Here is a 19,013-nt window from a genome sequence, read left to right as displayed (position 1 = left end):
CACGGCGCCAACTGCGACATACCCGATGATCTAACTAAATCACAAGGGCTGTCCTGGTTTTTCGCGATTTTGGTATACGCTAACGCAACGTGTTCGTCAGATCACCGACCGACTAACCCGCCGACGTAAAGCACACCCAGCGCGATTAGCCAGGAAGCCGTCGCGATCCCCACAAGCACCAAAGACTTTTCCGGATATCTACGCATTATCGGTGGTAATAGGCCGCCCACCGTGCCGCTCGCGGCCACGAGCGCGAACACCCCCGAGAGCGTGGACACCACCGTCAACCGGTCCATGCACGAGTCGAACGGCTCCCCGTTCCCGCAGAACGCGGCGAACCCCCACCCCGCGAAGACCGACAACGTCCACAGCCCGCCGAGAAGCAGATTGGCCATGGCGGGAATTACCGGAGAGACCGCCAACTGGGTACGCGTCGTCACCCTGACGGCTGTACCCAAAGGTCAAGAGTCGGCAAACTCCGGACAAGCAATACGTCGTACGTCCATCTGGGGACACGCGACATAGGGACGAGCCGACGGACGTGGCGTCAGCATATAGGCTTGCTGGTTCGCTGCCTTTGTCCACCGCCCCCGTCCCCCGAGGAGTCCTTCAGCATGCCCGGACATCAATTGGCCCCTGACATATCCGGAGAGGACCCCGGCACGCCGGAGAACGACCCCTCTCACCTCACGGAAAGCCCCTCAGGCGTCCCTTCCGAAGACCCCGCCGACCCTTCCCAGGTCCTCCAGGCCGAGCGCGCCCACCTGGCCGCGTCCCGCTCCGCGCTCCGCGCGATGCGCGAGCACGCCCAGTCGCTGTCGGCCGACGCGGCGGGTGACTGGGTCTCGCAACAGGTGCTGCAGGGCCTGCTCGACCAGCGTGTGGCGGCGCTCGCCGACCACGCCGACACCCCGCTGTTCTTCGGCCGGCTCGACAGGGCCGACGACGACGATCTCCCCGTCACCATCCACGTCGGGCGCCGGCACGTGCACGACGACAGCAGCCGTCCCCTGGTGATCGACTGGCGCGCCCCGGTGTCCCGGGCGTTCTACCAGGCGCGCCCGTCCGACCCGATGAGCGTGCGGCGCCGCCGGCGTTTCGGTTTCCACGGCGGCGAGCTGACCGCGTACGAAGACGAGCCGCTCGACCAGGGCGCGGCGCCCCAGATGGAGTCGAGGATCCTCACCGAGGAGATCGAGCGGCCCCGCACCGGCCCCATGCGCGACATCGTCGCCACGATCCAGCCCGACCAGGACGAGATCGTACGTGCGGACCTCGGCCAGACCGTCTGCGTCCAGGGCGCCCCCGGCACGGGGAAGACCGCCGTCGGCCTGCACCGGGCCGCCTACCTGCTCTTCACCCACCGCGAGAAGCTGGCGCGCTCGGGCGTGATGATCGTCGGGCCGAACCGCGCGTTCCTGTCCTACATCTCCTCGGTGCTGCCCGCCCTCGGCGAGGTCAAGGTCGACCAGACCACCGTCGCGGGCATCGTCGGCGACCACTCGGCCCCCGAGGACGCCGCCGTCGCCACGGTCAAGGGAGACGCCCGGCTGGCGCCGGTCCTCCACCGAGCCCTGTGGATGCACATCAGCAAGCCCGAGGAGGGTCTGCTGATCACCCGCGGCGTGAACCGCTTCCGCGTCCCCGACCACGAGGTGCGCGAGATCGTCGCCTCCCTGCGCGGCACCACGCGGTACGGCCCCGGCCGCGCGGCGCTCGCCCAGCGGCTGGCCCACGCGATCCTCGTCCGCATGGAGCAGCGCGGCGAATCCCCCGACGACCGCGTGCAGGACGCGGTCGCCAGGTCCAAGCCCGTCAAGCAGCTCGTCGACCAGGTGTGGCCGCGCGTGTCCCCTCAGCAGGTGCTGTTCCGGCTCCTGTCCGACGCCGGCTTCCTCGCCCGCGCCGCCAAGGACGATCTGACGCCCGAGGAGCAGGAGACCCTGCTCTGGGCCAAGCCTCCCCGCTCGTGGAAGTCCGCCAAGTGGTCCGCCGCGGACGCCGCGCTGCTGGACGAGCTGGCCGACTGCGTCGAGCGCACCCCCACGCTCGGGCACGTGGTCGTGGACGAGGCGCAGGACCTCTCCGCCATGCAGCTGCGCGCGCTCGGACGGCGCTGCCGTACCGGCTCGGCGACCGTCCTCGGCGACCTGGCCCAGGGCACCACCCCGTGGTCGGCCCGGTCGTGGGTGGAGGTGCTCGAACATCTCGGCTTCACCGAGGGCGCGGTCACCGAGCTGACGCTGGGCTTCCGCGTCCCGCGCGAGGTGCTCGACTTCGCGGCCCGCCTGCTCCCCTCGGTGGCCCCCACCCTGGCCGCCCCCAGGTCCCTGCGCCCGGGCGCCGGCTCGCTGTCCGTACGGCGCGCGACCGACCTGTCCGCGGCCGTCACGAAGGCCGTGGACGAGGCGATCGCGCACGAGGGCTCCATCGGCGTGATCGCCGCCGACGCCTCCATCGGAGTGATCGCATCCGCCCTGGCGGCGGCGGGCATCCCACACGATGTGCTCGGGCCCGATTCCTCCCCCGAGCAGCGGGTCTCGGTCATCCCCGCGTCGCTGGCCAAGGGTCTGGAGTACGACCACGTGGTCGTCGCGGAACCGGCGGACATCGTGGACGCCGAGGACCGCGGCCTGGCCCGCCTCTACGTCGTCCTCACCCGCGCCGTAACCTCCCTCAGAGTCCTCCACACCCGCGACCTCCCACCCCAGCTCGCCTAGCCGAGACAAGGGCCCATCCTCGGGCACTGGACTGACAACCTTTGTCGCCCACCCGGCACCCAGTGTCGTGGCACCCAGTGCCACCCACCCACCCAGCCGTGGCCCCCCAAGGCGGCGACGTCGACACGTCCCCCGCCAAGGGGCAGGCCATGGCCATCGATGCGGAGAGCGGTGCGCGTCAATCAATCGGCCCGAGCGGTCCGATGCTGCGCTTCAGCAGCACCGAATGGCAGGAGTTCATCCACGGCGTGAAGACCGGCGCTGACCAGCGCTCAAGCGTTGCCGGCGACCATGCCTTGCTACGTTGACGTTCATGACCAAAGCAGCGGAAACGGGACTTGCCGTACGGAACGGCATGGCCGAGGACGTCGAGGCGGTGCTCGCCTTCTGGCTCGTAGCCGCTGAAGGGACCGATCGGCATGACAGCGCTGAGAGCGTGCGCCGGCTGATCGAGCGGGATCCGGAGGCGTTGCTGGTCGCCGAGGTGGGCGGGCGGATGGTGGGCACACTGATCGCCGGGTGGGACGGGTGGCGCTGCCATCTCTACCGGCTGGCCGTCGATCCCGCGCACCGCCGCAGGGGCATCTCCCGCATGCTGCTCGACGCGGCCGAGAGACGCTTCGTGGAGCACGGCGGGATGCGGGCCGACGCCATGGTCCTCCACGACAACACCCTCGCCCACCACGCCTGGACCGCCGCGGGTTACGTACGCCAAGAGGAGTGGGGGCGGTGGGTCAAGCCCTTCGGGCCTCGGCGCGCCTGACACCCGCGTCGCCCCCCAGGGTGCGCGATGGCCATCCCGAAGAGCCAAAACGACCTCCGGCGGCGACCTCACGAATCGCTACCTGACGCGGTTGGACACATCATGCGACTACGTCCCACGGTGTGCCACGTAGTGGGACATGCTAGATGGCGAGCCTCAACGTGTGCGCCGATCCTGGAGGGTCCCGCGTAGAGCACGGATGGCGATGGAGTGGCACCATCCGTGGTGTCGCTCCAATTTTCCTCTCTAGGATCGAGGACATGGGAGAACAGCTCGGCCTGCGTGAACGCAAGAAGCGGGAGACGCGGCAGCACATCGCCGACATGGCCATGGGCCTGTTCATGACTCGAGGGTTCGAGAACGTGACCGTGGCGGAGGTCGCGCGGGTGGCCGACGTCTCCGTCAACACGGTTTTCAACTACTTCAGGACCAAGGAGGACCTCTTCCTCGACCGCCAGGACAGCTTTGTGGACGAGCCGAGCCGGGTGGTCCGCGAGCGGCGGGCGGGCGAGTCCGTGATCGCCGCGCTGCGCCGGGACTTCTTCGAGGCGCTCGACGAGGGCGACTGGCGCAGCGGGCTGAACGACGGGGCCGAAGTGGTCGTCCGTCTGATCAACGAGAGCCCATCGCTCATGTCCCGCATGCGGGAGCTGGCCGAACGCCGGGAGGAGCACCTCGCCGAGACCCTGGCGGAGGAGACCGACGCGGACGAGGACGACCTCAGGCCCGGCCTCGTCGCCGCCCAGGTCTGCGCGGCCATCCGCCGGCTCGCGGCGGACGGCATAAGGCGCAAGATTGCCGGAGAGAGCCACGACGACGTCGTCAGGGACGTGCGCGCCCAGGCGCGGCTCGCCTTCGACCTGCTGGAGAACGGCATCGGCGCCTACGGCGTGGCCTGACGGCCCTTCCTCCCAGTCCGGGCGCGCCGCCTCCGACGAGCCGGCGGTCACCGGGAAGGTCGTAGCGCCGCCGCATCTCATAGGACTCCAAAGGGCCACCCCCGGTGGATCCGGGGATGGCCCTTTTGGTGACTTGCGAGCCGGAGGCTCAGAAGTCCATGTCGCCGCCGCCGGGCATGGCGGGAGCGGCCGGGGTCTTCTCGGGCTTCTCGGCGATGACCGCCTCGGTGGTGAGGAACAGGGCCGCGATGGACGCGGCGTTCTGCAGCGCCGAGCGGGTGACCTTGGCGGGGTCGATGATGCCCGCCTCGAGCATGTTGACATACTCGCCGGTCGCCGCGTTGAGGCCGATGCCCACCTCGAGGTTGCGGACGCGCTCGACCACGACGCCGCCTTCGAGGCCGGCGTTCACGGCGATCTGCTTCAGCGGCTCCTCGAGCGCCTTGCGGACGATCGCGGCACCGGTGGCCTCGTCGTTGAAGAGCTCCAGCTTGTCGAACGCCTTGGCGCCCGCCTGCAGCAGAGCCACGCCACCGCCGGGCACGATGCCCTCCTCGACGGCCGCCTTCGCGTTGCGAACGGCGTCCTCGATGCGGTGCTTGCGCTCCTTGAGCTCGACCTCGGTCGCCGCGCCGGCCTTGATGACGGCGACGCCGCCGGCCAGCTTGGCGAGGCGCTCCTGGAGCTTCTCGCGGTCGTAGTCGGAGTCGGTGTTCTCGATCTCGGCGCGGATCTGGTTGACCCGGCCGGAGATCTGCTCGGGGTCACCGGCGCCGTCGACGATGGTGGTCTCGTCCTTGGTGATGATGACCTGGCGCGCGCGGCCGAGCAGGTCGAGCGTGGCGGTCTCAAGCTTGAGGCCCACGTCCTCGCTGATGACCTGGCCACCGGTGAGGATGGAGATGTCACCCAGCATGGCCTTGCGGCGGTCGCCGAAGCCGGGGGCCTTGACGGCCACGGACTTGAACAGGCCGCGGATCTTGTTGACGACCAGGGTGGCCAGGGCCTCGCCCTCGACGTCCTCAGCGATGATCACGAGCGGCTTGCCGGCCTGCACGACCTTGTCGAGCAGCGGGAGCAGGTCCTTGTTGGCCGACACCTTGGAGTTGACGATGAGGATGTAGGGGTCGTCGAGGACGGCCTCCATCCGCTCCGGGTCGGTCACGAAGTAACCGGAGATGTAGCCCTTGTCGAAGCGCATACCCTCGGTGAGCTCAAGCTCCAGGCCGAAGGCGTTGCTCTCCTCGACGGTGATGACGCCTTCCTTGCCGACCTTGTCCATCGCCTCGGCGATCATCTCGCCGATCTGCGTGTCGCCGGCGGAGATGGAGGCGGTCGAAGCGATCTGCTCCTTGGTCTCCACGTCCTTCGCGAGCTTGGAGAGCTCCTCGCTGACGCGCTCGACGGCGGCCTCGATGCCCTTCTTCAGGGACATCGGGTTGGCGCCGGCGGCGACGTTGCGCAGGCCCTCGCGCACCAGCGCCTGGGCGAGCACGGTGGCGGTGGTGGTGCCGTCACCCGCGACGTCGTCGGTCTTCTTCGCGACCTCCTTGACGAGCTCGGCCCCGATCTTCTCCCACGGGTCCTCAAGCTCGATCTCCTTGGCGATCGAGACGCCGTCGTTGGTGATCGTGGGAGCGCCCCACTTCTTCTCCAGCACGACGTTGCGGCCCTTGGGACCCAAGGTCACCTTGACGGCATCGGCGAGCTGGTTCATACCGCGCTCGAGACCGCGCCGGGCGTCCTCGTTAAACGCGATCATCTTGGCTGCCATACGGCTAGACCTCCCAGATACAGGGTGGCTTGCAGCGGATCGAGCCGACGCCCGCGACGGCATGTAGACCCGCGAATTCACGACACCTGTCGCCGTGAACCGCCAGGCCCCATCGCCTCGATCCAGGTTTGTCACTCTCCCCAGGAGAGTGCCAACGAACTGTTTAGCACTCTACCCTGCCGAGTGCAAGCGACAACCCCTATGACCTGGGCGGCACAAGGATTTCTCTGACCGTATGCCGAATATTGGACCTGACCTCACGTGCGGGAGAGCACGGACATGACGGAAGGCTCGGCCCGTCCTGATGCACGACGAACCGAACCTTCCAGCTACTGACTGAGAGAGACCAGTGGATCTTCGTCGACGACCGGACAGCGCCGGTGTCGTCACACAGTCCGCACGGACTCCGCCTGTGGACCCTTCTGGCCCTGTGTGATCTCGAACTCCACCCGCTGACCCTGCTCAAGGGACCGGTATCCCTCGGACATGATCGCTGAGTAGTGGACAAACACGTCCTTACCACCGTCTACCGCGATGAAGCCGTAGCCCTTGTCCGCGTTAAACCATTTGACGGTGCCCTGCGCCACTTTCCGACTCCTCTTGCTGGGCTCCGGACCCCACCCACTCCTCCGCGAGGCCCGTGACCTTCGGAACCGAGACGCATGCGAACTCCTCGGCCACGTCGATCGTTCTCGACCATACCTGTGGCAAGGCTTGGCGCAACAGTGTCAAACACCAAACTACTTCTTGACGTTCGCTGTAAGCGGGACGCTACTTTTTCCCGCTCTGGTGCGTTAGTTGATAATTAAACTACACAGAAGGGCCAGGTAAGAACTTCTATTATGATAGTCAGGCCGTTCCAGGCCCCCTGGACATGCCAACGCCCACCCGTCCCAGGGACGCGTGGGCGTTGGGAGTACCCGAGGGTCAGCCTCCGGCGACCGCGGGGATCACCGAGATCTGCGCCCCGTCCGGCGTGACGGTGTCGAGTCCGTCTACAAAACGGACGTCCTCTTCTCCGACATACACGTTGACAAAACGGCGAATCTTGCCCGTTTCGTCCAGAATTCGGGCACCGATTCCGGGGAAGTCGGTCTCCAGCTTCTGCAACACCTCGCGAAGTGTCGCGCCTTCACCGTTCACCTCCGCGGCACCGTCGGTGTACGTACGGAGAATCGTCGGAATCCGCACAGAAACGCTCATTTATCGTGACCTTTCAGGAGTTATCGGCGATAGCCGTGCGGAATGCGTCGAGCGAGGGCCGGATGACGGCGGTGGGCCGGGCCTTGGCGGAGACCGCGTCGAGGGTCTTCAGGCCGTCCCCAGTGTTGAGCACCACCGTCTCGGCCTCCGGGTCCAGGAGGCCGTTCTGGACCAGTTTGCGGAGCACTCCCACGGTGACGCCGCCGGCGGTCTCACCGAAGATGCCCTCGGTGCGGGCCAGCAGGTGGATCGCGTCCACGACCTCGGCGTCCGTGACGTCCTCGACCGCTCCGCCCGTACGGCGGGCGATGTCCAGGACGTACGGCCCGTCGGCGGGGTTGCCGATGGCGAGCGACTTGGCGATGGTGTCCGGCTTGACCGGCTGGACGATGTCGAGACCGGCCTTGAAGGCGGACGACACCGGCGAGCACCCCGCGGCCTGCGCCCCAAAGATCTTGTAAGGCCTGTCCTCGACGAGCCCCAGCTTGATCAGTTCCTTGAAGCCCTTGTCGATCTTCGTGAGCTGCGAGCCCGAGGCCACCGGCACGATGATCTGGTCGGGGATCCGCCAGCCCAGCTGCTCGGCGATCTCGTACGCCAGGGTCTTGGAGCCCTCCCCGTAGTAGGGACGGAGGTTCACGTTGACGAAGCCCCACTTGTCGCCCAGCGGGTCGCCGATGAGCTCCGAGCAGAAGCGGTTGACCTCGTCGTAGGTGCCCTCGATGCCCACCAGGCGCCCGCCGTACACCGAGGCCATGATGATCTTGGCCTCTTCGAGGTTCGACGGGATGAACACGCAGGAGTCGAGCCCCGCGCGGGCCGCGGCGGCGCCGACGGCGCCCGCGAGGTTGCCCGTGGAGGAGCACGACAGGGTGTGGAAGCCGAAGTTGCGCGCCGCCTCAAGGGCGATCGCGACGACCCGGTCCTTGAAGGAGTGGGTCGGGTTCCCGGAGTCGTCCTTGACGTGCAGGCTCCGGATCCCCAGCTCACGGGCCAGGTTGTCGGCCTTGACCAGCTTGGTCCAGCCGGGCGCGAGGTTGGGCTTGGAGATGACGTCGGCGGGCACCGGGAGGAGCGAGCGGTAGCGCCAGATGTTCTGCGGGCCGGACTCGATCTCCCGGCGGGTCACCGACGCGGCGCGGCCGGCCTCGGGGGTGTCCCAGGTGTAGGCCACTTCGAGTGGCCCGAAACACTCGATACAGGCGAAGATCGGTCCGAGGTCGTAGCGAGTGCCACATTCGCGGCAGGAGAGCGCGACGGCGGGGCCGAAGTCGAGTGTGGTCGTTGTCTCAGCTGTTGCGAGCGCCATGAAGCGAGGCCTTTCCCTCATCTTCGCCCGGACCACCTTGATCACGGGCCGGAATTGGCACCTGTCCCGGCTGGTCTCAGTTGGTCGGATGCCGCGTCGTTCGGAGACGCGTGTGACCACAGCCGGGAGGGTTGCCGGGGCTTCGCAGGGCCGGTCCCTCCACCCCTCTGGATGAGCAATATGAAGTTGTGATCCCGCCGATGTTTCAGGCAGGACAAAAGAACTGTACCTTGCCCGCCAGCGGGTTCGGCGAGTTGTCTCACCAAGCGAGACGACCGCGTATCACCGACGCGCGGCCGGAGTGACCGCGCGGTGGGATCGCGGGCTCACCTGTAGGCGTCGCCGAGGGCCGCCTGCACGTATTTGCGTGCCTGGTGGATGCGCGACTTGGCGGTGCCGAGAGGGATGCCGAGCTGCTCGGCGACCTCGTTGTAGTCGAGCTGGCAGATGTCGCGCAGCACGAGCGCCTGGGCCAGCTCGGGCTTGTCCGCCTCCAGCGCCTCCATGGCGTCGAGCAGGTCGAGCCGCGAGCCCGCGATGACGCTCACCCGGCGCGGGTCGGCCCGCATGTCGGGAAGGTCCTCGGAAGTCTGCTCGGCGCCCCGGCGCTTCAGCGTGCGATAGGTCGTGCGCGCGCAGTTGGCGGTGACGATGTGCAACCAGGTGGAAAAACGTGCCCGCCCTTCGAACCTTCCGATGTTGCGGGCGACGGCCAGCAACGTATCCTGGCTAGCCTCCTCCGCGTCCTGGTGGTAGGGCAGGAGCCTCGCGCAGTGGCGGAGCACGTCGGGCTCGATGCGGCGGAGGAGCTCTCCGAGGGAGCGGTGATCACCTTGGGCGGCGGCGCGGGCCAGCTCTTCGGTCGTCTCGTCAAGCGCCATGCCGGAGCTCCCCTCGACCGTCTCCACTTTGCCTCGACCAGACCATCAGCCCATCTTATTGGGAGCGTTAAATTCATTTAATCTGCGGCCGAGTGCGCATCACAGCGGAGATGAACGGCGAGGGACGACCGCCACCTGGCGGACGAGGAGTGGTGATGGGCAGATGAACACTGTTCTGCTGGCCTCCAACAGGGGCCCGGTGTCGTTCACGCTGGCCGACGACGGTGCGCTGACCATGCGCCGGGGCGGAGGCGGCATGGTCTCCGGCCTCTCGGAGGTCGCCAAGGACACGAACGTGCTGTGGGTGTGCGCCGCCCTCTCCGACGGCGACCGCAGCGCCGTACGGCTCGCTCCGAGCGGGCGCCTCGACCAGGCGGGCTACGACACCGGGCCCGTGCGCATGCTGGACATCCCGCCCGCGACGTTCCACCGCGCCTACAACGCCGTGGCGAACTCCACGCTGTGGTTCGTCAACCACCTGCTGTACGACATCCCGAACTCGCCGCAGTTCGACATGCGGTTCCGCAGAGAGTGGGAGTCCTACCAGGACTACAACGCCGCGTTCGCCCTCGCCCTGGCCGAGGAGGCCGCGCACGGCGCCCGGGTGATGATCCAGGACTACCACCTCACCCTCGCCCCGGCGATGCTCCGGGTCGAACGGCCCGACCTGCGCATCGCCCACTTCTCCCACACCCCGTGGGCGCCTCCGGAGTACTTCTCGCTGCTGCCCGACGACATCTCCGCCGAGCTGCTGTCGGGCATCCTCGGCGCCGACCACGCCGGCTTCCTCGCCGCCCGCTGGGCCTCGGCGTTCATGGACTGCTGCGAGACCCTGCTCGGCGCCCGGGTCGACCGCGTCGAACGCACCGTCACCTACGAGGGCCGGACGACGCGCATCGGCGTACACGCCCTCGGTGTCGACGGTGACGCGCTCTGGGCCCGTGCCCTGGAGCCCGATGTCGAGTCGCACATGACCGCCCTGCGCGAGCGGGTGGGCGACCGCAAGCTCATAGTGCGGATCGACAGGACCGAGCTGTCGAAGAACATCGTGCGCGGCCTGTCGGCCTACAAGCAGTTCCTGACCGACCATCCCGAGTGGCACGGCAAGGTCGTCCACCTCGCCTTCGCCTACCCCTCGCGGCACGACCTGCCCGAGTACCGCGAGTACACCGCCGCCGTGCAGCGCTGCGCGAAGGAGATCGAGGACCTGTTCGGCGGCGAGGACTGGGATCCCGTGATCCTCAACGTGGACGACGACTACGCCCGCTCCCTCGCCGCCTACCGCATGGCCGACGTGCTGCTGGTGAACCCCATCCGCGACGGCATGAACCTCGTCGCCAAGGAGGGCCCGATCCTCGCTCCCCAATGCGCGCTGGTGCTTTCCAGGGAGGCGGGCGCCGCGGCCGAGCTCGGCGGCGACGCTCTGCTGGTCAATCCGTACGACGTCTCGGGCACGGCGAACGCCCTGCACGAAGCGCTGGTCCTTCCCGAGGAGGAGCGCGCGGACCGGGGCACCCGGCTGCGCGCCGCCGCGACGGCGCTCCCCCCGAGCCGGTGGTTCGCCGACCAACTGGCCGCCCTCGAACGCTGACCCCGACCGTCCCAAATACGGGGTTACTCGCCGTAGAGCCACATTCCACTGATATGGGGGCGGTGATACGTTCTGACCGTTCGAGTGCTCCTAGGCACGGGGGATCTGTGAGCTCGACCATGTCCGCACGACCGCGCGCCAGGCTCACCAGGGACCGCCCGACCTGGCTCATCTACCTCCAGCTCGCGATCTTCTGCACCTACCTGTACGGGCTCTCCGCCGCGCTCCCGCTGCTCCGCATCGACCAGGGCGTGTCCCAGGCCGTCGCGGGGCTGCACGGCACCTCCATGGCCGTCGGGAGCATCATCTGCGGCATCGCCATACCGCATCTGACCTCCAAGATCGGCCGGCGCCGCACGACCTGGCTCGGCGTGGCCGCGATGGCCTGCGGCGTCGCGCTGGTCGCGGTCACCACGGCGCTGCCCGTCACCCTGCTCGGGTTCGGCCTGGCGAGCGGCGGCGGCTCCATCAGCCTCTACGTGGGCATGTCGGTGCTGAACGACCACCACCGGGCGGCCGGACCCGCGGCCATCAACGAGGCCAACGCGGTCGGCGTCACCGTCGGCATCGGCGTGTCCTACCTCGTCAGCGTGCTCGCCGACTCCCCGCTCGGCTGGCGGGCCGGCATCCTCGTCACCCCGATCGCGGCGCTGCTCCTGCTCGCGTTCATGGGCAGGGTGTGGGTGCCGGCCCTCCCGCCGGCCGGTGACCACGCGGAGGACGGCGTCACACATGCCGTGAGAGCCCCGTACGGCTGGCGCTTCCACGTCGCCTGCGGGGTGCTGTTCTGCCTGGTGGCCATGGAGTTCCTCTTCAACGTCTGGGCCGCGAAGCTGCTGGCCGACCAGACGGGCATGACCGCGGCCGTCGCGGCGACCGGGCTCACCGCGTTCACCGCCGGCATCGCCGTGGGCAGGTTCGCCGCAGGGCGGCTGGCCCTCCGCCTTGACCCGACGCCCATGCTGGCCGGCGCGCTGGTGGTGACCCTGACGGGCTGGTCGGTCTTCTGGTTCAGCGCCCATCCGGTGCTCTCGTACGCGGGCCTGGTCCTGAGCGGGCTCGGCGTCGCGGTGCAGTTCCCGCTGGGCCTCGCCAGGGTCCTCGCCATGGCCGCCGGACGGGCCGACAAGGCGAGCGCGGCGGCCTCCATCTGGTCCGGGGTCGCGGTCGGCATCGGGCCGTTCGCGCTGGGCGCCATCGCCGACGGCTTCGGCACGCGCACGGCGTTCCTCATGGTCCCGCTGCTGATAGCCCTCGCCATCGCCGGCATCGCCCTCAGCTCCCGGCCTCCCGCGCCTGCCCCCGCCTGAGAGCCTGGGCCGGCCCCGCGCGGGCTCCTGTCGTCCATGAGCGCCGCCCGGCCCTGATCAGTTCCCGCGCGTGCCCCTCTCGTCCACCGTGGTCACCCGACCCTGATCAGCTCCCGCCCGGGCTCCGCTCGTCCACCGCGTCGGCGAGCGCCGACAGCAGCGCCGCGACCCCGGCCGGGCCGTCGACGACGAGGTCCGCGCGCTCGGCGAGCGCGGTGACCTCCGTGGAGGCGCTGCACACCGTCACGCCGGGCAGCCCGGACAGCCGTACCGCCTCGAACGCCGCGAGGTCGCCGAGGTCGTCCCCGGCGAACAGCACGGACCGTGCGAAACGCTCGGCGAGGAACACTCCGAGCGCGTGCCCCTTGTCCATGCCCGAGGGGCGCAGCTCCAGCACCAGCCGCCCCGGCTCGACGAGCATGCCGCTCTCGGCGGCCAGCTTCGCCAGCGGCTCGCGCAGCGCCAGGAACGTCCCCTCCGGGTCCGGGGCCCTGCGGGTGTGGACGGCGACCGCCCTGCCCTTGTCCTCGATCGTCACCCCCGGTTCCGCCCCGTCGGTGACGGTGACGCCCAGCAGGGCCAGCAAACCGGGCAGTCCCGCACGCACGCGCTCGACCCCCGGTGGCGGCGGCGGGGACAGCACCTGGCCGTCCTCCCAGCGTTCGAGCCCGTACTGGCCGAGCACCACCAGGCCGGGCACATCCGCGAGACCGGGCCCGCCCGGCACCTCGCCGTAGGCGATGGCGGTGGCGGCGGGACGTCCGGTGACGATCACCACTCCCCCCACCAGGCCGCCGAGGCGTACGAGCGCCGCGGCGGCGTGCGGGTCGACCCGGGCGTCGGCGGGGTCGGGGACGATGGGCGCGAGCGTGCCGTCGAAGTCGAGCCCGACCACCGCCCCTGCGGGGTCGGCCTTGATGGCAGCCAAACCGGCGATATCCGGCAATACATCATGAGTCACGCGTGGAGCAGTACCCCAGGGATCAGGGGCGCATGCCCAGACGGCGCGCCGCGCGCTCGCGCTGGCGGGAGGCACGCAGCCGCCGCAGCCGCTTCACCGTCATCGGATCGTGGGCCAGGGCCTCGGGGCGGTCGACGAGCCCGCCGAGCAGTTGGTAGTAACGCGTCGAGGAGATGCCGAAGGTCTCGCGGATGGCCTGCTCCTTGGCGCCCGCGTGGCGCCACCACTGGCGCTCGAAGGCGAGCAGCTCGCGCTCACGCTCGGTGAGCTCTCCGGGGGTGTGGGGGGCGGATCGTTCTTCAGGGTCGCTGTCACCATGGTCGGGTGCGGTGTCCATGCTGTCCTCCTCGGTCGGGCACGCGGAGACGTCGGGCCGGGCCGGGCAGGGGAGGGCGGGAGACGAGCGAACGTGCGCCCGGGCGAGCGCGACCCTGAGCCACGACGCGCGCATGCGGCCCGTGGCAATCGTAGTCGGGAATTCGCGGCTGTTCATGACAGTTCGGGAGACGTACAGTCACCAGGTGTGACCTCAGTCATCACGCTTCTCACCGACTACGGTTTGGAAGACGGGTTCGTGGCGTCGTGCCACGGGGTGATCATCGGTATCTCCCCGGAGGCGCGGATCATCGACGTCTGTCATCTGGTTCCGGCCGGGGACATCCGACGTGGTGCCGCGATCCTCGCCCAGACACTGCCCTACCTCCCCGCCGGCGTGCACATCGCCGCCGTCGACCCGGCCGCCGCGAGCGCCCGGCGCTCGGTCGCCGTGGAGGCGGGCAACCGGGTGTTCATCGGGCCGGACAACGGCCTGCTCTCCTGGGCCTTACTGGCGTCGGGCGGGGCGCGGGTCGCGTACGAGATCACCAACGAGGAACTCTTCCTCACTCCGGTGTCGCCGACGTTCCACGGGCGCGACGTCTACGCGCCGGTCGCCGCGCACCTGTGCGCCGGGCGCAAGCCCGCGGACCTCGGCCCGGAGATCCCGCTCGACCGGCTGTTGTCGCTTCCCGCGCCCACCGCGCGCATCGGGGAAGGGGCGGCCGAGGGCGAGGTGCTGTCGCTCGACCGCTACGGGAACGTGCAACTCTCCGTGACCGCCGACGATCTGGTGACCCTCGGCGTCCGCGTCGGGGACAGCCTCGCGGTGTCCATGGGCAGGCGCCAGATCACGGTGCCGTTCCGGGACACCTACGCGGCCGTGCCGCCGGGGAACCTCGTCGCGTTCACGGACTCGGCCGGGCAGGTGGCGCTCGCGGTCAACTCGGGCGACGCCGCGCAGCGCCTCGGCCTGCCTCCGGGCGCCCACGTACGGCTCGCTCGGGCGGGCGTCGGGTGAGCTTCCGCACCGGCGGCTTGACGGTGACCCCCTCGTACGGTCGCGCGGGCGGGCGTGGGACGGGCTCTCGTATGTGAGCAAGCGCTTGTATCATATTGGGCACATGGCTGTGCTCGCGATCGACGGCTGGTTCACCATCGAGGATGGAGTCACACACCTGCTCGGCACCCGCTGTGCCGACTGTGGCACCGTCTCCTTCCCTCCCCGGGCCGGGTTCTGCCGCAATCCGCACTGTGACGGGGACTCGCCCGAGCCGGTACGGCTGTCGCGAAGGGGCACGGTCTGGTCGTACACCAACGCCTGCTACCCGCCGCCCCCGCCGTACGCCGCGGCGGAGCCGTACGCGCCGGTGACGCTCGCGGCGGTGGAGCTCGCGGCCGAGGGCATCGTGGTGCTCGGCCAGGTCGTCCCGGGCCTCACCGTGGACGATCTGCGCGTGGGCCTGGAGCTGGAGCTGACCTGCGGCCCGCTCGCCGACGGCCCGCTCGTGTGGATGTGGGGGCTCCCCGGCGACGAGGCGGTCACCGCATGACCCTGGTGGCCGGAGCGGGAATGCACCCCTGGGGCAAGTGGGGACGGCCCTTCGTCGAGTACGGGGTCGCCGCCGCCCGCGCGGCGCTGGCGGACGCGGGCCTGCACTGGACCGACGTGCAGTTCCTGGTCGGCGCGGACACCATCAGGAACGGCTATCCCGGCTTCGTCGCGGGGTCGGCGTTCGCCCAGGCGCTCGGCTGGACGGGCGCGCGCGTCGCCTCCTGCTACGCCGCCTGCGCCTCGGGCGCCCACGCGCTGGAGATCGCACGCACGCGGATCCTCGCCGGGCTCTGCGACGTGGCCCTGGTGGTCGGAGCGGACTCGGCTCCGAAGGGGTTCTTCAGGCCCGTCGGGGGCGACCGCCCCGACGATCCGGACTGGCTCAGGTTCCGCCTGCTCGGGGCCACCAATCCCGCCTACTTCGCCCTGTACGCGCGCCGCCGTATGGCTCTCTACGGTTCCACGGCGGAGGACTTCGCGGCGGTGAAGGTGAAGAACGCCAGGGCCGGGGCGCTGAACCCCAACGCGCGCTACCGCAAGACCGTGTCGGCGGAGGAGGTGCTGGCCTCGCCGATGGTCGCCGACCCGCTGCGTCTCATGGACATCTGCGCGACCTCCGACGGCGGCGCCGCCCTGGTGCTGGTCTCGGACTCCTTCGCCCGCCGCCGGGGGCTCTCGGGCGTGCGCATCGCGGCCGTCTCCACCGTGACCCCGGCCTTCCCCAACACCGTGCTGGAGATGCCGGACTTCGCCACGGACTCCTCGGCGGCGGTGCCCCCGCCGGACCCGGGGTTCCGGCCGTCGATCGCGGCGGCGGCCTACGAAGAGGCGGGGGTGGGACCGGGCGAGCTGTCCCTCGCCGAGGTGTACGACCTTTCCACCGCCCTGGAGCTCGACTGGTACGAGGACATCGGGCTCTGCGCCCGGGGCGAGGCGTCCGGGCTCGTCCGCTCGGGGGAGACCGCTCTGGGCGGCAAGGTGCCGGTGAACCCCTCAGGCGGCCTGGCGTCGTTCGGCGAGGCCATCCCGGCGCAGGCGATCGCGCAGGTGTGCGAGCTGACCTGGCAGCTGAGGGGCACGGCCGGTGCGCGCCAGGTGGAGGGCGCGCGGGCCGGCCTCGCCGTGAACCAAGGACTCTTCGGTCACGGCTCCGCAATCCTCGCCATCAGCTGACCATTCACCACCTTTACCAATGTTCTCACTCTGGGTATCTCATAACGGTCACACAGCGTCACCCGGTGCGGAACATAACGGATGCTCCAGGGATCGTGGTCCCAACGGCTCCGCGGCGGGTTTTCAACGGGGGGGGAACACACCATGATTCGCCGTCTTCTGATCACTTCGGCCTGTGCCGCCATCGCCATCGTGGCTCCGGCCACCGCCGCGTCCGCCGCGGGCTCCGTACTGACCGGTGGCAACTGGGCGGAGGATGACGACACCGACACCGGACTCGGCACGGACGTCGGGCTGGACACAGGTCTCGGACTGGGCACCGAGGGGGAGGCCGGCACGGGGACCGGCGACATCGGAGGTGACTTCGGCGGCGACGTGAGCGCCGACGCCTCCGGGGATGTCAGCGTCGCGAGGGTGTCGGGGCTCACCGGCACGGGCCTCACGGCCTAACGCCGCCAGGCGTGCGTGATCCTCCACAGGCGCAGCCGGCCTGTGGAGGATCCGGACGTCGTTACGCCTCGGCCACCGCGTGGATGATGTCGTACTCCTCCGCGAAGTGGCAGGCACTCAGGTGCCCGCCCGCGCGGATCTCCAGCGGCGGCTCCTGCGTGGCGCAGATGTCCTGCGCCTTCCAGCACCGCGTACGGAACCGGCAGCCCGACGGCGGGTCGGCCGGGGACGGCGGGTCGCCCTGCAGGATGATCCGCTCGCGCTGCTCGCGGCCCTCGGGGTCCGGCACGGGCACGGCCGACAGCAGTGCCTGGGTGTACGGATGCGCGGGCCGCTCGTAGATCGCGACGTCCTTGCCCAGCTCCACGATCTTGCCCAGGTACATCACCGCGACGCGGTCGGAGATGTGCCGGACGACCGACAGGTCGTGGGCGATGAAGATGTAGGCCAGGTTGAACTCGTTCTGCAGCCGCTCCAGCAGGTTCATCACCTGTGCCTGGATCGACACGTCGAGCGCGGAGACCGGCTCGTCGCAGATGATCACCTCGGGCTGGAGCGCCAGCCCTCGGGCGATGCCGATGCGCTGCCGCTGACCGCCCGAGAACTGGTGCGGGTAGCGGTTGATGTGCTCGGGGTTGAGGCCGACCACCTCCAGCAGCTCCTGCACCTTCTTGCGCCGGTCGCCCTTGGGCGCCACGTCGGAGTGGATCTCGAACGGTTCGCCGACGATGTCGCCGACCGTCATGCGGGGGTTCAGCGAGGTGTACGGGTCCTGCATGACCATCTGGATGTTGCGGCGCATGCGCTTCAGCTCGGCGCCGTGCGCCTTGGCCATGTCGACGCCGTTGATCTTCACCTCGCCCGAGGTGGGCCGCTCAAGCGCCATCAGCAGCTTGGCCAGCGTGGACTTGCCACAGCCCGACTCGCCCACGACACCGAGCGTCTCGCCGCGGTGCAGGTCGAAGGAGACCCCGTCCACGGCCTTGATCGCACCGATCTGGCGCTTGAGGAGGATGCCCTGGCTCAGCGGAAAGTGCTTGACCAGATCACGAACCTCAAGGATCCGCTCAGCCGACGGTGCCATCGAGGACCTCCCGGTAGTAGTGGCAGGCGCTTCCGCGTGTCCCACTGATCTCGTACAGCGGGGGCACGTCGGTCACGCAGTTGGGTCGGCCGTACGGGCAGCGGGGGTGGAAGGCACAGCCCGAAGGCATGTCGAGCAGGTTGGGCGGCAGACCCTTGATGGCGTAGAGCTCCTGGCCCTTCTGGTCGACCCTGGGGATCGAGTCCAGCAGGCCCTTGGAGTACGGGTGCGCCGGATTCTTGTAGAGATCGTGGACCGGGGCGTGCTCCACGATGCGCCCGCCGTACATGACCGCGATCTTGTCCGCGACGTCGGCGACCACGCCGAGGTCGTGGGTGATCAGGATCAGCCCCATGTTGCTCTCTCGCTGCAACTCGGCGAGCAGCTCCATGATCTGGGCCTGCACGGTCACGTCGAGCGCGGTGGTCGGCTCGTCCGCGATCAGCACCTCGGGGTCGAGCGCGATCGACATCGCGATCATGATGCGCTGGCGCATGCCCCCGGAGAACTGGTGAGGATAGTCGTTCACGCGCGCCTTGGCGGCCGGGATGCGCACCCGGTCCATGAGCTCGACGGCCTTCTTCAAGCCGTCTCGCTTGGACATGCCGCGGTGCACCCGGAACATCTCGCTGATCTGCCAGCCCACGGTGAACACCGGGTTCAGCGCCGACAGAGCGTCCTGGAAGATCATCGCGATGCGCTGCCCGCGGATCTGACTGCGCGCCTGGTCGGAGAGCTTGAGCATGTCCGTACCCCGGAAGCGGATCTCCCCCTTGGGGATCCGGGCGGGCGGCATGTCGAGGATGCCCATGATGGCCTGCGCGGTCACCGACTTGCCCGAACCGGACTCGCCGAGCACCGCGAGGGACTCGCCGGCGTTCACCGTGTAGCTCACGCCGTTCACGGCCCTGACCACACCCTGCCTGGTCGTGAACTCCACGTGCAGGTTGTCCACGGCGAGCAGGGGTTCGTTTCCCAGTTGGTCCGACAGCGGGTGCGTGTCGGCTGACGGGTTGTTCACCTTC

At 69.3% G+C, this 19,013-nt stretch carries 20 protein-coding genes and 1 riboswitch; of the genes, 10 read left to right on the top strand and 10 right to left on the bottom strand.

Going from position 1 to position 19,013, the window contains the following annotated elements:
* Nucleotides 1-101 precede the first annotated feature (101 nt).
* A complete protein-coding gene (locus ACGFIV_RS31885; RefSeq protein WP_358550744.1) occupies nucleotides 102-395 on the bottom strand; it encodes a hypothetical protein in 294 nt (97 codons plus the stop codon).
* 219 nt (nucleotides 396-614) lie between these two features.
* Here ACGFIV_RS31885 and ACGFIV_RS31880 point away from each other — a divergent pair, with 219 nt between their 5' ends.
* The 4 genes from ACGFIV_RS31880 to ACGFIV_RS31865 all read left to right on the top strand — a co-directional run bounded on the left by ACGFIV_RS31880 (nucleotide 615) and on the right by ACGFIV_RS31865 (nucleotide 4,382).
* Nucleotides 615-2,720, top strand: coding sequence for a HelD family protein (locus ACGFIV_RS31880; RefSeq protein WP_392838549.1), 2,106 nt, complete (start codon nucleotides 615-617; stop codon nucleotides 2,718-2,720).
* Nucleotides 2,721-2,869: 149 nt separating this feature from the next.
* Complete coding sequence (locus tag ACGFIV_RS31875; protein ID WP_392838547.1) at nucleotides 2,870-3,028, top strand: DUF397 domain-containing protein; 159 nt, start codon at nucleotides 2,870-2,872, stop codon at nucleotides 3,026-3,028.
* Nucleotides 3,029-3,033: 5 nt separating this feature from the next.
* Complete coding sequence (locus ACGFIV_RS31870; RefSeq protein WP_358556016.1) at nucleotides 3,034-3,483, top strand: GNAT family N-acetyltransferase; 450 nt, start codon at nucleotides 3,034-3,036, stop codon at nucleotides 3,481-3,483.
* Between the two features lie 260 nt (nucleotides 3,484-3,743).
* The gene (locus ACGFIV_RS31865) at nucleotides 3,744-4,382 is read left to right on the top strand and encodes a TetR/AcrR family transcriptional regulator (RefSeq protein ID WP_392838545.1); all 639 of its coding nucleotides are present in this window, start codon (nucleotides 3,744-3,746) and stop codon (nucleotides 4,380-4,382) included.
* 148 nt (nucleotides 4,383-4,530) lie between these two features.
* On the opposite strand, the gene groL is transcribed toward ACGFIV_RS31865, so the two are convergent.
* The 5 genes from groL to ACGFIV_RS31840 form a co-directional block, all read right to left on the bottom strand.
* On the bottom strand, nucleotides 4,531-6,156 hold the full coding sequence (groL, locus tag ACGFIV_RS31860; protein WP_358556005.1) for a chaperonin GroEL: 1,626 nt from the start codon (nucleotides 6,154-6,156) through the stop codon (nucleotides 4,531-4,533).
* Nucleotides 6,157-6,542: 386 nt separating this feature from the next.
* Complete coding sequence (locus tag ACGFIV_RS31855; protein ID WP_248960783.1) at nucleotides 6,543-6,743, bottom strand: cold-shock protein; 201 nt, start codon at nucleotides 6,741-6,743, stop codon at nucleotides 6,543-6,545.
* A 340-nt stretch (nucleotides 6,744-7,083) separates the two neighbouring features.
* Entirely contained in the window at nucleotides 7,084-7,359 is a 276-nt protein-coding gene (locus ACGFIV_RS31850) for a MoaD/ThiS family protein (RefSeq protein WP_358556001.1), read from the bottom strand.
* Between the two features lie 13 nt (nucleotides 7,360-7,372).
* Nucleotides 7,373-8,668 (bottom strand): threonine synthase, encoded by a 1,296-nt coding sequence (gene thrC, locus ACGFIV_RS31845; protein ID WP_358555998.1) that lies wholly within the window; start codon nucleotides 8,666-8,668, stop codon nucleotides 7,373-7,375.
* A 14-nt stretch (nucleotides 8,669-8,682) separates the two neighbouring features.
* Nucleotides 8,683-8,846, bottom strand: a riboswitch (SAM riboswitch).
* A 148-nt stretch (nucleotides 8,847-8,994) separates the two neighbouring features.
* On the bottom strand, nucleotides 8,995-9,549 hold the full coding sequence (locus ACGFIV_RS31840; RefSeq protein WP_358555995.1) for an RNA polymerase sigma factor: 555 nt from the start codon (nucleotides 9,547-9,549) through the stop codon (nucleotides 8,995-8,997).
* 163 nt (nucleotides 9,550-9,712) lie between these two features.
* Between ACGFIV_RS31840 and ACGFIV_RS31835 the strand changes: the two genes are divergently transcribed.
* Nucleotides 9,713-11,140, top strand: coding sequence for a trehalose-6-phosphate synthase (locus tag ACGFIV_RS31835; RefSeq protein ID WP_392838542.1), 1,428 nt, complete (start codon nucleotides 9,713-9,715; stop codon nucleotides 11,138-11,140).
* 119 nt (nucleotides 11,141-11,259) lie between these two features.
* A complete protein-coding gene (locus tag ACGFIV_RS31830) occupies nucleotides 11,260-12,450 on the top strand; it encodes an MFS transporter (RefSeq protein ID WP_358555989.1) in 1,191 nt (396 codons plus the stop codon).
* Nucleotides 12,451-12,556: 106 nt separating this feature from the next.
* Here the strand turns inward: ACGFIV_RS31830 and otsB are convergent, their stop codons facing one another.
* Together otsB and ACGFIV_RS31820 are read right to left on the bottom strand one after the other, a co-directional pair.
* A complete protein-coding gene (gene otsB, locus ACGFIV_RS31825; protein WP_358556040.1) occupies nucleotides 12,557-13,387 on the bottom strand; it encodes a trehalose-phosphatase in 831 nt (276 codons plus the stop codon).
* A 46-nt stretch (nucleotides 13,388-13,433) separates the two neighbouring features.
* Nucleotides 13,434-13,748: a DUF3263 domain-containing protein gene (locus ACGFIV_RS31820; protein ID WP_358556037.1), complete on the bottom strand. Its 315-nt coding sequence runs from the start codon at nucleotides 13,746-13,748 to the stop codon at nucleotides 13,434-13,436.
* A 186-nt stretch (nucleotides 13,749-13,934) separates the two neighbouring features.
* Here ACGFIV_RS31820 and ACGFIV_RS31815 point away from each other — a divergent pair, with 186 nt between their 5' ends.
* The 4 genes from ACGFIV_RS31815 (at nucleotide 13,935) to ACGFIV_RS31800 (ending at nucleotide 16,904) form a co-directional block, all read left to right on the top strand.
* The gene (locus ACGFIV_RS31815) at nucleotides 13,935-14,747 is read left to right on the top strand and encodes an SAM-dependent chlorinase/fluorinase (protein WP_358555986.1); all 813 of its coding nucleotides are present in this window, start codon (nucleotides 13,935-13,937) and stop codon (nucleotides 14,745-14,747) included.
* A gap of 103 nt (nucleotides 14,748-14,850) precedes the next feature.
* The gene (locus ACGFIV_RS31810; protein WP_392838539.1) at nucleotides 14,851-15,279 is read left to right on the top strand and encodes a Zn-ribbon domain-containing OB-fold protein; all 429 of its coding nucleotides are present in this window, start codon (nucleotides 14,851-14,853) and stop codon (nucleotides 15,277-15,279) included.
* Nucleotides 15,276-16,454 (top strand): lipid-transfer protein, encoded by a 1,179-nt coding sequence (locus ACGFIV_RS31805; RefSeq protein WP_392838538.1) that lies wholly within the window; start codon nucleotides 15,276-15,278, stop codon nucleotides 16,452-16,454. The genes ACGFIV_RS31810 and ACGFIV_RS31805 overlap by 4 nt, the downstream gene beginning before the upstream one ends.
* Nucleotides 16,455-16,598: 144 nt before the next feature.
* Nucleotides 16,599-16,904, top strand: a complete 306-nt coding sequence (locus tag ACGFIV_RS31800; RefSeq protein ID WP_358555980.1) for a hypothetical protein — start codon at nucleotides 16,599-16,601, stop codon at nucleotides 16,902-16,904.
* Between the two features lie 61 nt (nucleotides 16,905-16,965).
* On the opposite strand, the gene ACGFIV_RS31795 is transcribed toward ACGFIV_RS31800, so the two are convergent.
* Nucleotides 16,966-17,988, bottom strand: coding sequence for an ABC transporter ATP-binding protein (locus ACGFIV_RS31795; protein ID WP_392838535.1), 1,023 nt, complete (start codon nucleotides 17,986-17,988; stop codon nucleotides 16,966-16,968).
* Complete coding sequence (locus ACGFIV_RS31790) at nucleotides 17,972-19,009, bottom strand: ABC transporter ATP-binding protein (protein WP_358558147.1); 1,038 nt, start codon at nucleotides 19,007-19,009, stop codon at nucleotides 17,972-17,974. The genes ACGFIV_RS31795 and ACGFIV_RS31790 overlap by 17 nt, the downstream gene beginning before the upstream one ends.
* Nucleotides 19,010-19,013 lie beyond the last annotated feature (4 nt).

The sequence above is a fragment of the Sphaerisporangium sp. NPDC049003 genome (assembly GCF_043197795.1).
Classification (GTDB): Bacteria; Actinomycetota; Actinomycetes; order Streptosporangiales; family Streptosporangiaceae; genus Sphaerisporangium.
The sequence above is the reverse complement of the archived record's forward strand: the minus strand, read 5'-3'. Positions and strand labels throughout refer to the sequence as shown.

Bases quoted from the DNA above. Each gene is read 5' to 3' on its own strand.
- ACGFIV_RS31885 (WP_358550744.1), bottom strand. From the start codon at position 395: ATGGCCAATCTGCTTCTCGGCGGGCTGTGGACGTTGTCGGTCTTCGCG.
- ACGFIV_RS31880 (WP_392838549.1), top strand. From the start codon at position 615: ATGCCCGGACATCAATTGGCCCCTGACATATCCGGAGAGGACCCCGGC.
- ACGFIV_RS31875 (WP_392838547.1), top strand. From the start codon at position 2,870: ATGGCCATCGATGCGGAGAGCGGTGCGCGTCAATCAATCGGCCCGAGC.
- ACGFIV_RS31870 (WP_358556016.1), top strand. From the start codon at position 3,034: ATGACCAAAGCAGCGGAAACGGGACTTGCCGTACGGAACGGCATGGCC.
- ACGFIV_RS31865 (WP_392838545.1), top strand. From the start codon at position 3,744: ATGGGAGAACAGCTCGGCCTGCGTGAACGCAAGAAGCGGGAGACGCGG.
- groL (WP_358556005.1), bottom strand. From the start codon at position 6,156: ATGGCAGCCAAGATGATCGCGTTTAACGAGGACGCCCGGCGCGGTCTC.
- ACGFIV_RS31850 (WP_358556001.1), bottom strand. From the start codon at position 7,359: ATGAGCGTTTCTGTGCGGATTCCGACGATTCTCCGTACGTACACCGAC.
- thrC (WP_358555998.1), bottom strand. From the start codon at position 8,668: ATGGCGCTCGCAACAGCTGAGACAACGACCACACTCGACTTCGGCCCC.
- ACGFIV_RS31840 (WP_358555995.1), bottom strand. From the start codon at position 9,549: ATGGCGCTTGACGAGACGACCGAAGAGCTGGCCCGCGCCGCCGCCCAA.
- ACGFIV_RS31835 (WP_392838542.1), top strand. From the start codon at position 9,713: ATGAACACTGTTCTGCTGGCCTCCAACAGGGGCCCGGTGTCGTTCACG.
- ACGFIV_RS31830 (WP_358555989.1), top strand. From the start codon at position 11,260: ATGTCCGCACGACCGCGCGCCAGGCTCACCAGGGACCGCCCGACCTGG.
- ACGFIV_RS31820 (WP_358556037.1), bottom strand. From the start codon at position 13,748: ATGGACACCGCACCCGACCATGGTGACAGCGACCCTGAAGAACGATCC.
- ACGFIV_RS31810 (WP_392838539.1), top strand. From the start codon at position 14,851: ATGGCTGTGCTCGCGATCGACGGCTGGTTCACCATCGAGGATGGAGTC.
- ACGFIV_RS31805 (WP_392838538.1), top strand. From the start codon at position 15,276: ATGACCCTGGTGGCCGGAGCGGGAATGCACCCCTGGGGCAAGTGGGGA.
- ACGFIV_RS31800 (WP_358555980.1), top strand. From the start codon at position 16,599: ATGATTCGCCGTCTTCTGATCACTTCGGCCTGTGCCGCCATCGCCATC.
- ACGFIV_RS31795 (WP_392838535.1), bottom strand. From the start codon at position 17,988: ATGGCACCGTCGGCTGAGCGGATCCTTGAGGTTCGTGATCTGGTCAAG.